This is a genomic window from Frigoribacterium sp. 2-23 (assembly GCF_049601585.1).
Taxonomy (GTDB): domain Bacteria; phylum Actinomycetota; class Actinomycetes; order Actinomycetales; family Microbacteriaceae; genus Frigoribacterium.
In genome coordinates this window covers 2,964,342-2,977,790 of record NZ_CP187126.1, presented here as the reverse complement: position 1 = coordinate 2,977,790, position 13,449 = coordinate 2,964,342, and the positions used below count along the sequence as shown (strand labels likewise).

Genomic DNA, 13,449 nt, shown 5'->3' with positions numbered 1-13,449 from the left:
CCGCTCTCACCCCGATTGGAACAACGCACATGAAGATCGCAGTCATCGGCCTCGGCAAGATCGGCCTCCCCCTCGCCGTCCAGTACGCGACCAAGGGGCACGACGTCGTCGGCATCGACGTCTCGCAGAGCGTGGTCGACGTCGTCAACCGCGGGCGCGTGCCCTTTCCCGGCGAGGCCTTCCTCGACGTGAAGCTCGCCGCGACGGTCGACGCCGGCCTCTTCACCGCCACCACCGACTACGGCTCCGGCCTCGCCGGCTGCGACGCGATCGTCGTCGTCGTCCCGCTCTTCGTCGACGAGGAGGCGCGGCCCGACTTCGGCTGGATGGACGCGGCCACCGAGTCCATCGCCGCGAATCTGCCGAGAGGAGCCCTCGTCGCTTACGAGACCACGCTGCCGGTCGGCACGACCCGCGAGCGGTGGGCTCCGCGCCTCGAGGCCGGCAGCGGCCTGGTCGAGGGGATCGACTTCGACGTCGTGTTCTCGCCCGAGCGGGTGCTGACCGGTCGGGTCTTCGCCGATCTACGGCGCTACCCGAAGCTCGTCGGCGGCCTCACCCCCGAGGGCGCGGCCCGCGGTGTCGAGTTCTACGAGAGCGTGCTCGACTTCGACGAGCGTGACGACCTGCCCCGCAAGAACGGCGTCTGGGACCTGGGCACGGCCGAGGCGGCAGAGATGGCGAAGCTCGCCGAGACCACGTACCGTGACGTCAACATCGGCCTCGCGAACGAGTTCGCGCGCTACGCCGAGAAGGTCGGCGTCGACGTCCAGGGTGTCATCGAGGCATGCAACTCGCAGCCTTACAGCCACATCCACTCTCCCGGCATCGCTGTCGGTGGGCACTGCATCCCCGTCTATCCGCGGCTCTACCTCTGGAACGATCCCGACGCCACCATCGTGCGAGCGGCTCGCGCTCGGAACGCAGGCATGCCCCACCACGCGGTCGACCTGCTCGCCCGTCTGCACGGCGACCTCGCGGGTCAGACGGTACTGGTTCTCGGCGCGGCGTATCGCGGCGGGGTCAAGGAGACCGCGTTCTCGGGCGTGTTCGACACGGTGCGGGCACTCGAGTCGGCCGGTGCCGACGTCGTGGTGCACGACCCGATGTACAAGCGGGACGAACTCGCCAGGCTCGGTCTCACCGCAGCTGTCCGGGGTGACGCGGCAGATGCCGTGATCGTCCAGGCCGACCACGCCGACTACAGGTCGTGGACCGACGCCGACGTGCCCGGTGTGAGAACCGTGGTCGACGGCCGTCGCCTGCTCGACGCGGCACGCTGGGCGGGCTGCGCCTACGTCGCCATCGGAGGCATCCCCACCGGCGCTGCCCCGGCCGGTTCGATGCCGTCCGACGCGGCGGACGCCCTCATCGGCGCGTGAGCGCGATGCCCGCGTGGGGCGTCGTCTCGCGTGCGGTTCGGAGGGCGCAGGGGCGACCGGTCACGCGCATCCTGCTCGGCAGCCTGGTCGGGCAGGGAGTCGTCATCGGCGTCTCACCGCTCATCACTCGGCTCTACACACCGGGCGATCTCGGCGCACTGGCCGTGCTCACCGGCATCTCGGCCGTGCTCGGTGTCGTCTCGACACTCGGCTGGGAACGTGCTCTGGTGTTGCCCCGCACCGAGTCGGCCGCCCGCGCGCTCGTCCTCCTGGCGATCCTGTCCGGCCTCGTCGTCGTCGCGGCGGTCGCGCTCGCGTCCTTCGCCCTGCGAGTCGAGCTCGCGACCTGGTTCGGCGCGCCGACGCTCGAGACCGCCTGGTGGCTGTTGCCCCTGACCGTGCTCGCGATCGCATCGCAACGGATACTCTCGGCCGTGCTGGCACGGCGCCGCGCTTACGGGCAGATGGCCGTGCGGAACGCCCTGCAGGGTATCGGGCAGGTGGTCGCGAACCTCACGCTCGCCCCCCTCGGCGGCGGGCTGGGATTGCTGGTCGGCCTCGCGGCGGGTCGCGCCGCCGGCATCGTCGGGCTGGGGGCCGCCAACCGCCGGAGTCGGCTGGCCACGAGAGAAGGTGCCGACAACGAGGCCGAGGCTCGGCGTCGCCGCCGGATCACCCTCTCGGCGAGGCTCGTCCGAGCGGTCGCCTTCCGGTACCGGCGGTTCCCGCTCGTGTCGACGTGGTCCGGGCTGCTCAACGTCGCCGGCCAGCAGGCACCGATGCTGGTGCTCACAGCCTCCTATGGTGCGGGGGCCGTCGGCCTCGTGGCTCTGACGATCCGCGTGCTCGCCGCTCCGGTGGGCATCGTCGCCGATGCGGTCGCGCAGTATTTCGAGGGGCACGTGGGGCACCTCGTCCGGACGCGGTCGACCGGGCTGCGCCGTACCGTGCTCTCTCTCGTCGCACGCCTGGCGATCGTCGGGGGAGCGGGTGCAATCGTCGTACTCGTCCTCGGCCCAGCCCTCTTCGGTGTCGTCTTCGGATCCGAGTGGAGCGAGGCAGGACGCTTCGCTCAGATACTCGTGCCGGCGTATGCCGCGCAGATCGTGGTGTCACCCCTGTCCCGATTGCTGCCACTCCTCGAGCGACAGGGTGTCCAGGTCGCCTGGGATGTCGGGCGGCTCATCGTGACGATCGGGTCCGTGATCGCGGGGGTGACGCTGGGTCTCGGAATCGGGGTGACCCTGACCGGCTTCGCCAGTGCCTCCTGCGTGGCCTACGCGGTGCTGTTGGTTCTCGTCGTGCGGGCTTCACCGCGGTGACAGACGACCGACGACGACGAGGGGCGGGTGCTCGCCGGAGCGCCCGCCCCTCGTCGTTCGCGGAGCCTCGACCCGAGTCTCAGCCTCTCGGTGCGAAGCCGTAGAACTTCACGGTCGTCGAGGTGCCGTGATCGGTCTCGGTGAAGTCGATGTGATACGTCGACGTCCCGGTCATCTTGCGGGCGATGGACCACCGCCCCTTCTCATCGGTGATGACCGGCTTGGCCAGGACGACGCCCCATTTGTTCGTCATGCCGATGGTGCTGCCCGGCTCGGCGGTGCCCGAGAACGTCACGACGGTGTTCGGGACGAATCCGTCGCTGGGTGCAGGCGACATCACGCGGAAAGCCTTCGGGGCGGGTGGGAAGTCGACGGGTCCGGTGGTCTTCGAACGACCATCGGGCAGCGTCTGGGTGAAGTGCAGGCGTATCGTGCTCTCGCCCGAGAACGCTCGCTCGAAGGTCCAATTGCCGAAGGTATCCACCGCGACGTGACGGGCGATCGGTGTCCCCCACGGATTCGTGATGGTCATCGTCGCCCCCGGGGTCGCGGTACCCGAGACGCGGTTCACCCAACCGGCGACGAAACCGTCAGGCGAGGTGACCGCGGCGTCCACGAAGGGGGTGGGGGCCTCACCCGGGTTGACGGTGATGGAGTGCGTCGTCGTGTTGGCTCCCCGCCCGAGCTGGGTGGCGACGAGCACGTACTCGCGCTTCTCCAAGCTGGAGGTCGTGAGCGCCCAGGTTCCGTTGCCGGTGACGGTCGCCGAACCCAGCATCCCAGCCGAGCCCTTCTCGCCCACGGTGATGGAACTCCCGGCGAGGCCCGTGCCCTCCAGGTGCACCGGGCCCGCACCCACGATCGAGCCATGGGAAGGTGACGAGATCGCCACGGGGCTGCCGTAATCGATGTCGAGCTGGAGGTCTCCCTTGCTCTCGCCGTCCACCATCTGGTGCACGCGTACCGAGTAGACACCTCCGGCGCCCGGCGCGGGCAGTGACGTCGACCAGGCTCCCGTGGCGGCATCGACCGTCGCGCTGGCCACGACGGTTGCCGGCCCGGCCATCACCTCGACCATGGCCCCTGGGTTGCCCTGGCCGAACAATGTGACCGGTGCACCGGCTGCCGCCTCGAATCGCGAGTGCGCCGTGAGGGCCGCGACGTCGATGACGGCCTCGACCGTGGCGCTGGAGCGGACGGTGCCCCGGACCGTCTCGTCGAAGCGGATCGTGTTCGATCCGAGGACGAGACCGTGCGCCGTGTACGAGAAGGTGCCCTCGGCGCCGATGTCGAGCCGGGCGTCGTCGACGGCGACGGTCGAGCCGGGTCGTGCCGTTCCGGTGACGGTCGCGGACCGGCTTTGCTCGTCGACGGACACGAGTTGCGCGGTCATGCCGATGTCGACGGTCGTCGTGTCGTACCGCTGCCAGCCCGCCGAGGGTGTCGAGACCCATTGCTGCACCTCGATCTGCCCCGGCGCGTCGGGTAGGCGCAGCGTCCACGTGCCGGAGCGACCGGAACCCTGCACCACGGCGGTCTCGCCACCGGCTCGGATCTGACTCCCCGGGGTCGCAGTGCCGCTGAGGGTCAGAACGCCCGCGGCGTCGAAGGACGAGGAGGCGGCGGTCACGCCGGTGAGGCCGAGACCGGTGTGCGGACCCACCAGGCGCAGCCCCGCCTTGGCCTTGTCCGACCGCCCCAGGAACAGGTACGTGCCCGAGCTCCGATTGGTCATGACGTACGACGCCGACTCGACGCGACCGTCGGGCTGGACCGTCCACGAGCTCTCGCTCGTCGGAGGCACCGCGGCACACGGGGCGTAGCGGATTCTCGTATCGCTGTTGGTGTTGGCGTAGAGGCAGGAGCCGTCCGCCGAGCGGATCTGCCCCGTCTCGCCGACTGCGGGGAACGACCAGCTCGTGTCGGCGATGGCCATCGACTCGGAGTACGTCGACGACCAGCCCGGCGACCTCAGCGACCGATCGACCGAGAAGGACGTATACGGCAGGAAACTGTCGAAGACGAGAGGTGTCGGGCTCGTCGAGGTGGGGCCTGCGGCACCGGTACCACTGTCGCCTGCGTCGTTTGCGAGGACAGGTGTCGGACCACTCGGAGGAGTGACGGTGAGGAGGAGGGCGAGGAGCCCCGCCGTCCCCAGCGCGGACAAGGACGTCTTCATTGATGATGCCTTTCACTGTTACCGCATCCATACGGCATATGTAACATGTGAAAGATAGCAGATGCATGTGTCCCCGGGGCGGTGCGGGTGGTGGTTACTCCCTCGGGGCGAGCCCGAAGAGGTTGGCGATGTTGGTCGCACCGGACGTGGTGGTCTCGGTGAAGACGATCAGATAGGTGGACGTGCCGGTCATCATGCGCGTGAAGGCCCAGTTGCCCGTGTCATCGACGGTCACGTCGTCACCGAGGCTGGTACCCCATTTGTTCGTCACCGCGATGGTGGAGCCCGCAGATGCCCTGCCCGTGAATGTGAGCTCGTGCCCTGAGACATAACCGTCCGAGATCTTCGGGCTGGTCACCACGAAGGACGCTTCGGCAGGGGGCAGTGCGGTGAACCCGTAGAAGTTGGCGATGTTGGTCTGGCCGGCGACGGTCGTCTCGATGAAATCGATGTAGTAGATCGAATGGCCGGTCATGACGCGGGTGAAGGTCCAGTCGCCCGTCAGGTCGACGGTGACGTCCTCGCCGAGGCTCGTGCCCCACTTGTTCGTGACCGTGATGCGCGACCCGGGGCTCGCCTTGCCGGTGAACGTGGTCGCCTTGCCCGTGACGTAGCCGTCCTCGACGTGGGGCGACGTGACGCGCAGCGACCGGTCGACGGGCGGGGTGGCCGTCTTGCCGGGGTTGACCGTGACGGTGGCGACGGTGACGTTGTTGCCGCGACCGGTCTGCTTGGCCGTCAAGACGTGCTCGCCGTCGTCGAGGCCCTCGGCCGTGAGGGAGTACCGGCCGTCCGTGACGACTCCTGTCGCGAGGGGTGTGCCGTTGTCCAACAGGCGGACCATGCCGCCGGTGAGGCCGGCGCCACGGACCTCGATGTATCCGCCGGGGAAGTCGGCACCGTCGGTGGGCGCGTCGATCGTGACGGCGCTGCCGTAATCGAGCGAGACGTAGGTGGGGTCGAACGTGTGGCCGGCGATGGTCTGGGTGACCGTGAAGCGCTGCACACCGGCCTCGCCCGGGCCGGCGACCTCGGTCGTGAAGGCGCCCGAGGCGCTCGCCCTGGCTGCCGTGGCGACACCCCCGGGGCTGGTGATCGTCACGGTCGCGCCGGGCTCGGCGCTGCCGCTGAACAGTGCCCCGGTGGTGACGGCGTCCGCGAAGGTCGCTGTCGCTGACAAGTCGGCGACACGGCGGTCGATCGTGAGGTCTACCGTGGCGATCACGGCCTCGGTGGCAGGGTCGGAGGCGGTGATCGAGACGTCGTTCGAGCCGAACTCGAGACCGCCGACCGTCATGCTCCACGTGCCGGTGCCGTCGGTGGTGGCACGGGCGGTGCCGCTCGTGATCACCGCCCCGGGCCTGGCGGCCCCGCCGATGCGCGCGGTTCCGGCGGCCACGTCGACGGAGTCGACCTCCGCCGTCAGGCTCGTCAGGTCGATGAAACTCGCCGGCGCGCCGGTGCCGAGACCCATCACGGTGTAATTGCCCCAGCTCCACGTGCCCGACATCCACACGCTGGGCTCCTCGACCGGACTGATGCGGCCGTCCCTGCCCATCGTCCAGAGGGCGTCGGGACCGTCGCCGCTCGGCTTTCCCTGGACTCGCCAGGGAGTGTCGTTCTCGTACGTCAACCAGTACTCGCTGCCCTTCAGGCGGAAACGACCGTCGGTGTCGGGGATCACGGTGATGTCCTCGGCGTGGGCGCGGGCCGCGTCTGCGTCCGTGTACTCCGTGAGGTAGGGGGCGTTCGGGCCTGCGAGGTATTCGCCCGGACCGGTCTCAGCGAGCCAGGGAAAGGACGCGGGCATGCCGCTGGAGGGCTCGTGGGAGGGGGTGCTGCGCACGAGCTGAGGGGAGGTGGCGGCCGGGTCGGCCGTCGAGGCTGCGGAGGAAGGCGACCCGGTGCCCATCGTCGCGGACAGGGTGATCGCGGCCATCAAGGCGAATGCACCCCTGGTCAGGGTTGTCTTATTCACGGTTTCTCTTTCAGGTGAGGAGAAAGGGCGCCGGGCGGAAGATGAGCGCCGAATGCGCTCAGAGAGGCGCACGTATCAAGTATTTCATAATCGTATTTTAGATGTCAAGGGGCGTGATGATTCGTAACTCGAGCTGCGCCACGGAAAGACGAAACGGCCGACGGCCCCATCGCAGGATGCGAGGGGGCCGTCGGATGGTGCGAGGTGTGCCTATTTCTGGGGAGCGAAACCGAAGAACTCGAGAGCCGTCTCCGTTCCGTTGTGTGTCTCGGTGAACACGATGTTGTAGGTCGAGGTGCCGGTCATGACGCGGGTGAACGACCAGTCGCCCTTCGCGTCGGCCTTCACGTCGCCACCGAGGCTCGTGCCCCACTTGTTGGTGACGCTGATGGTGGCGTGGGGGGCCGACTTCCCGGTGAAGGTCGTGGCCTTACCCGAGACGTAGCCGTCGGAGACCTGGGGGCTGGTGACCTGGAACGGCTTCATGGTCGCGGGCTTGGCGGCGAAGCCGAAGAACTCGACGGTGTTCGTCGCGCCCGTGATCGTCTTCTCGGCGAACAGGATGTTGTAGGTCGAGGTGCCGGTCATGACGCGGGTGAACGACCAGTCGCCCTTCGCGTTGGCCTTGACGTCACGACCGAGGCTCGTGCCCCACTTGTTCGTGATCGTGATGGTCGAGCCGGCACTGGCCTTGCCGGTGAAGGTGGTCTTCTCGCCGGAGACGTAGCCGTCGGAGACCTGGGGGCTGGTGACCTGGAACGTCTTCACGGTCGCAGGCTTGGCGGCGAAGCCGAAGAAGTCGACGGTGTTCGTCGCGCCCGTGATCGTCTTCTCGGTGAACACGATGTTGTAGGTCGAGGTGCCGCTCATGACGCGGGTGAACGACCAGTCGCCCTTCGCGTTGGCCTTCACGTCGCCACCGAGGCTCGTGCCCCACTTGTTCGTGACCGTGATGGTCGAGCCGGCGCTCGCCTTGCCGGTGAAGGTGGTCTTCTCGCCGGAGACGTAGCCGTCGGAGACCCGGGGGCTGGTGACCTGGAACGTCTTCACGGCCGCAGGCTTGGCAGCGAAGCCGAAGAACTCCACGGTGTTCGACATGCCACTGGTCGTGACCTCGGTGAACAGAATGTTGTAGGTCGAGGTGCCGGTCATGACGCGGGTGAACGACCAGTTGCCGTCGGCGTCGGCCGTCACGTGGCCACCGAGGCTCGTGCCCCACTTGTTCGTGACCGTGATGGTCGAGTTGGCGCTGGCCTTGCCGGTGAAGGTCGTGGCCTCGCCCGAGACGTAGCCGTCTTCGATACGGGGTGAGGTGACCTCGAGAGGCTGTTCGACCGAGCCCGTCTTGCCCGGGTTGACCGTCACCGTGGCGGTGGTGACGTTGTTGCCGCGTCCGGTCTGTTCGACGGTGAGGACGTGCTCGGCACGGTCGAGGCCTGACGCGGTGAGGGTGTACTGGCCGTTCGTGACGGTGCCCGTCGCAACGGGCTCGCCGTTGTCGAGCAGGCGGACCGTGCTGCCGGTCAGTCCGGCGCCGTGAACATCGAGGTCGCCGCCGGCGACATCGGAGCCGTCGGCCGGCCCCTCGATCGCGACCGCGCGACCGTAGTCGAGTGAGACCGACACGGGGGCCGACGTCTGCCCGGAGAAGGTCTGCGTGACCGTGAAATCGATCTGGCCGGGCTTGCCCGGGCCGTCGACCCGGACGCTGTACCGACCGGAGCCGTCGGCAACGGTCGTGGCACGGACGCCCTCGGGGCCGGTGATGGTCACGGTCGCGCCGGGCTGGGCGACGCCGGCGAACGTGGCACCCTCGGTGACCGTCTCACCGAACGTGGCGGCCGCCGTCAGGGGCGCGACGTCGAGGTCCACCGTGACGTCGGCCGAGCTGAGCTGGGTACCCGTCTTGGCGTCGTGCGACGTCAGGGTCACCTTGTTCGACCCCATCTTCAGGCCGCTCACCTCGAGGGTCCAGTCGCCGTTGCCGCTGGCGGTCGTGTGAGCGGAGCCGCTCTTGACCTCGGCCCCGGCCTTGGCGTTACCGCCGATGATCGCCCTACCGGACTCCGGGAGGACCTGGAAAACCGATGCGACCATGCCGTTGCCGGTGATGGTGACGGTGACCTCGGTGGACGCGATCTTGGCACCCGTCGACGGGTCATACGACGCGAGAGACACCGTGTTCGCGCCGTACTTCAGGTCGGAGACCTGCGCGCTCCACTTGCCGTTCGCGTCGGCCACGACATCGACGCCCTGACCGCGGATCGCCGCACCGGGCTTGGCGGTGCCCGTGACGATGGCCTTCCGGCTGTCGTGCATGACGTAGAAGACCGATGCGGTCATGTCCGAGGGGACGGAGCCGCCACCGGTGTCGTCGAGCTCGAGGAACTTGATGGGCGTACCCGTGCCCATTCCGATGAACAATTCGCGGTTGTAGGCTACGACGCCTGTCATCCAGACATCCGGATTTGCGACAGTGCTGAAGCGCCCATCGGCTGACCTTGTCCAGCGCGATCTCGAGTCGTCGATGTCGGAGACGGTGAGCAAGTTGGGGTAGAGGTTCGGCACATAAATCAAATTGCGTCCGTCAGTGGTTTTGAGGCTCATGGTTCCATCAGCGTTGTTCTGGACCCGAACGGGCTTGGCCCAACGGCGTGCCTCGGCCTCGGTGGTGAATTTGGAAACGTAGGGGGCGTCGCCGGCCACAAATGTCGTGGCATCGAGCTGAGCGAGCCACCCGAAGCTCGAGGGCATCTGCTTGGACGACGCCTGGAAAGCTGCGCCGGGCTCCGTTGCCGAGGTGGCGGGGGTCGGGTTGCCGGTAGGTGTGGCAGTCGCCGGCAGCCCCGCGCCGAGGGTCGTGGCCACGGTGACCGCGGCCAGCAGGGTGAGGGCACCCTTGCTGAGGGTTGAGTTCTTCACGGATTCTCTTTCTGGTGGAGGAGGGTTGTGCCGGGCCAGAGGTGCGCGTCGTAGGCGTCGGCCAGCTCGGCTCATTCAGTATGCGGTACCGATATACAACATGTCAACAAAGAAACAACACCGTGGCGTCATAGTGGCATCGGGTACTAAACTTGAGCGCAGATAGCTCAACTTCGTGAAAGAGGTTCTCGATCATGGCGAACATGCAAGGTGCGCCCGCGTCCGACGAGAAACAGAAGTCGGCCCTCGACCAATACGGTGTCGACCTCACGGCGGTCGCCCGCAGCGGCAAACTCGACCCGGTCATCGGGCGCGACGCCGAGATCCGACGCGTCAGCCAGGTGCTCACCCGCCGAACGAAGAACAACCCTGTGCTGATCGGCGAGCCCGGCGTCGGGAAGACGGCCGTCGTCGAGGGGCTCGCGCAACGCATCGTCGCCGGCGACGTCGCGGACAGTCTCAGAGACAAGCGCCTGATCAGCCTCGATCTGGCCGCGCTCGTCGCCGGTGCGAAATATCGCGGCGAGTTCGAGGAGCGTCTCAAGGCGGTGCTGAAAGAGATCACCGACAGCGACGGCGAGGTGATCACGTTCATCGACGAGCTGCACACCCTCATGGGCGCGGGCGGAGGCGAGGGCTCGGTCGCCGCCTCCAACATGCTCAAGCCGATGCTCGCCCGCGGCGAGCTGCGGCTGATCGGCGCCACGACGCTCGACGAGTATCGGCAGTACATCGAGAAGGACGCCGCCCTCGAGCGGCGCTTCCAGCAGGTGTACGTAGGTGAGCCGAGCGTCGAGGACACCGTCGCGATCCTCCGCGGCCTCAAAGAGAGGTACGAGGCGCACCACGGGGTGACGATCGCCGACAGCGCCCTCGTGGCCGCCGCCTCCTTGTCCAATCGTTACATCAGCGGTCGTCAACTGCCCGACAAGGCGATCGATCTCGTCGACGAGGCAGGAAGCCGCCTCAAGATGGAGATCGACTCGTCGCCGGTCGAGCTCGACCAGCTCTACCGGGGCCTGGTGCGCCTCCAGGTGGAGGAGCTCGCGCTGAAGAAGGAGAAGGACGACGCGTCGAAGGCGCGACTCGCCACCCTGCGCGAGCAGATCGGCGAGCAGCAGGCCCGTTACGACGAATTGAACGCGCGCTGGCAGGCCGAGAAGGCGGCCCTGCAAGGGGTCGGCACGCTCCGGAGCGACCTCAACGAGGCACGGATCGACGCCGACCGCGCCCTACGCGAGGGGCGCTACGAGGACGCGGCGCGCATCAGCTACGAGCGGATACCCGACATCGAGCGGCGCCTGGCCGAGGCGGAGGCATTCGAGAAGTCGGAGGACAGACTCGTCAACGACTCCGTCACGGACTCCGACATCGCCGAGGTCGTCGCCGCCTGGACGGGCATCCCCGTCGGGCGCCTGCTCAGCGGTGAGACCGAGAAGCTGCTGCACCTCGAGAGCGAGCTCGGCCGTCGCATCATCGGTCAGCGCGCCGCGGTGCAGGCGGTCAGCGAGGCCGTGCGGCGGACCCGCGCCGGTGTCAGCGACCCCGACCGGCCGACCGGGTCGTTCCTCTTCCTCGGACCGACCGGCGTCGGCAAGACGGAGCTCGCGAAGGCCCTCGCCGACTTCCTGTTCGACGACGAGAAGGCGCTCGTCCGCATCGACATGAGCGAGTACGGCGAGAAGCACAGCGTCGCGCGGCTGGTGGGAGCCCCTCCCGGCTACGTCGGCTACGAGGCCGGCGGTCAGCTGACCGAGGCGGTCCGGCGACGCCCGTACAGCGTCGTGCTGATGGACGAGGTCGAGAAGGCCCACCCGGAGGTCTTCGACGTGCTGCTGCAGGTGCTCGACGACGGGCGCCTCACCGACGGCCAGGGGCGGACGGTCGACTTCCGCAACACGATCATGGTGCTCACGTCGAACCTCGGCTCGCAGGTCATCACCGACCCGACCCTGACCGACCCGCAGAAGGACGAACTCGTGCAGGGGCTCGTGCGGCAGGCCTTCAAGCCCGAGTTCGTCAACCGCCTCGACGACATCGTCGTGTTCTCGACGCTGACCGCCGACGACCTCGGCCAGATCGTCTCGATCTACGTCGATCGTCTCGCCCGCCGTCTCGCCGATCGTCGGCTCGAGCTCGCGGTCACGCCGGATGCGCGGGCGTGGCTCGCCGAACGCGGCTACGACCCGATCTACGGTGCGCGCCCGCTGCGGCGTCTCATGCAGCGCCAGATCGACGACAAGCTCGCGATGGCCCTGCTCGGCGGCGAGATCCGCGACGGCGACATCGTGCGGGTCGACGTCGATCGCGGTGGCGACGGCCTCACGGTGGTGTCGGCCGGGGACGCCGCGCCGACGGCCGACGAGCTCGACGACCTGGTCGACTAGCGATGTGGGTCAAGATCTGCGGCCTCGCGACCGATGTCGACGTCGACACCGCCGTCGAGGCGGGCGCCGACGCCATCGGGTTCGTGTTCGCGCCGGGCAGTCCGCGCGAGGTGAGCGTCGACACGGCGCGACGACTCGCGGAGCGGGTGCCGGAGGGCGTCGAGACCGTGGGGGTGTTCCGGGGGCAGCCGATCGGCACGGTGCTCGCGGTGGCCCGTGCCTCCGGGGTGGGCACGATCCAGCTGCACGGCGACGAGCCGCCGGCCGACGCCGAGGCGGCTCGCGCGGCGGGGCTCCGCGTGATCCGCGCGCTGGCCGCCGACACCTGGCTGTCCGAAGACGAGGAGGCACGGGGTGCGTTCGGCGACCACCGCCTCCTTCTCGACGCCCCCGACCCCGGTGCCGGCGCCACGTTCGATGCGACCGGGCTCGTCGGGGCGGCCCCCGCGGGCGACTGGATACTCGCCGGCGGCCTGCGGCCCGACAACGTCGCCCGGCTCGTCGCGGCTCTGGGCCCGACGGGGGTGGACGTGTCGAGCGGTGTGGAGGAGTCGCGGGGACGCAAGTCGCCGGCGTTGATCCGCGAATTCGTCGCGGCCGCCCGGGCGGTCTGAGCCGTCGGTCAGACGCTAGGGCTACTCGCTGACGAGTACCAGCTCGTCGAGCGACAGCCGAGACCGCGGGGCGACCTCGCGCTCGGCCAGCTCTTCGGCGAGTTCCGTCGCCGGGGCCACCGTGCCGACGGCCGTGACGGTGACCGGCTTCAGGTTCGCGGGCAGCTCGAACGCGGCGACGATCGCGTCCCAGTCGACGCCACCCATCTGGTGCGTGTGCAGACCCTCGGCGTGAGCCTGCACGCTCAGGTGCGCGACGGACTGGCCCAGGTCGTACTCGGCGGTCGCGATGGCGTCGCCGTCGGCCGTCGTGATCTCGGCGACGGCCACGACGAGCGCCGACGCGTTGCCGGCCCACACCGAGTTGAAGCCGAGCAGTGCGGCGTGGATCGTGTCGAACGTCGCCGTGCCGCGGCGGCCGACGATGAAGCGTCGGGGCTGCGAGTTGCGAGCCGACGGCGCCCAGCGGGCGGCCTCGAGCAGGGCGGCGAGCTGGTCGTCCGAGATCGTGGCGGTCGCGTCGTACGAGCGGGGGCTCCAGCGCTCGTCGAGCAGGGGCACGAGCGGGACGCTCGTGTCGGAGGTGCGGACGGTGCTGTCGGCGGTGGTCGAGGTCATGACGGCCTTCTTTCGGATGTCCAGAGATCAGGTGGGGGAGGCGCGTC

General features: G+C 68.7%; 9 protein-coding genes. 5 read left to right on the top strand and 4 right to left on the bottom strand.

Translation table 11 applies throughout. The features are described from left to right. Positions 1-29 precede the first annotated feature (29 nt). The gene (locus tag ACPEEZ_RS13920) at positions 30-1,382 is read left to right on the top strand and encodes a nucleotide sugar dehydrogenase (protein ID WP_423920266.1); all 1,353 of its coding nucleotides are present in this window, start codon (positions 30-32) and stop codon (positions 1,380-1,382) included. 5 nt (positions 1,383-1,387) lie between these two features. Beyond that, complete coding sequence (locus ACPEEZ_RS13915) at positions 1,388-2,704, top strand: lipopolysaccharide biosynthesis protein (protein WP_423924287.1); 1,317 nt, start codon at positions 1,388-1,390, stop codon at positions 2,702-2,704. Positions 2,705-2,783: 79 nt separating this feature from the next. Here ACPEEZ_RS13915 and ACPEEZ_RS13910 read toward each other — a convergent pair whose 3' ends face one another. Continuing rightward, positions 2,784-4,640 carry a hypothetical protein gene (locus ACPEEZ_RS13910; protein WP_423920263.1) on the bottom strand — a complete coding sequence of 619 codons (1,857 nt, stop codon included), beginning with the start codon at positions 4,638-4,640 and terminating at the stop codon, positions 2,784-2,786. On the opposite strand from ACPEEZ_RS13910, the gene ACPEEZ_RS13905 reads away from it, so the two are divergent. Continuing rightward, entirely contained in the window at positions 4,633-4,941 is a 309-nt protein-coding gene (locus tag ACPEEZ_RS13905; RefSeq protein WP_423920261.1) for a hypothetical protein, read from the top strand. The genes ACPEEZ_RS13910 and ACPEEZ_RS13905 overlap by 8 nt on opposite strands. 36 nt (positions 4,942-4,977) lie before the next feature. Here the strand turns inward: ACPEEZ_RS13905 and ACPEEZ_RS13900 are convergent, their stop codons facing one another. After that, complete coding sequence (locus ACPEEZ_RS13900; protein ID WP_423920258.1) at positions 4,978-6,861, bottom strand: hypothetical protein; 1,884 nt, start codon at positions 6,859-6,861, stop codon at positions 4,978-4,980. A gap of 210 nt (positions 6,862-7,071) precedes the next feature. Then, positions 7,072-9,315 carry a hypothetical protein gene (locus ACPEEZ_RS13895; RefSeq protein WP_423920255.1) on the bottom strand — a complete coding sequence of 748 codons (2,244 nt, stop codon included), beginning with the start codon at positions 9,313-9,315 and terminating at the stop codon, positions 7,072-7,074. A 662-nt stretch (positions 9,316-9,977) separates the two neighbouring features. On the opposite strand from ACPEEZ_RS13895, the gene ACPEEZ_RS13890 reads away from it, so the two are divergent. Continuing rightward, entirely contained in the window at positions 9,978-12,170 is a 2,193-nt protein-coding gene (locus tag ACPEEZ_RS13890) for an ATP-dependent Clp protease ATP-binding subunit (RefSeq protein ID WP_423920252.1), read from the top strand. A gap of 2 nt (positions 12,171-12,172) precedes the next feature. Further along, positions 12,173-12,784, top strand: coding sequence for a phosphoribosylanthranilate isomerase (locus tag ACPEEZ_RS13885; protein WP_423920249.1), 612 nt, complete (start codon positions 12,173-12,175; stop codon positions 12,782-12,784). Positions 12,785-12,805: 21 nt separating this feature from the next. On the opposite strand, the gene ACPEEZ_RS13880 is transcribed toward ACPEEZ_RS13885, so the two are convergent. Then, positions 12,806-13,402: a nitroreductase family protein gene (locus tag ACPEEZ_RS13880; RefSeq protein ID WP_423920247.1), complete on the bottom strand. Its 597-nt coding sequence runs from the start codon at positions 13,400-13,402 to the stop codon at positions 12,806-12,808. Between the last annotated feature and the right edge of the window lie 47 nt (positions 13,403-13,449).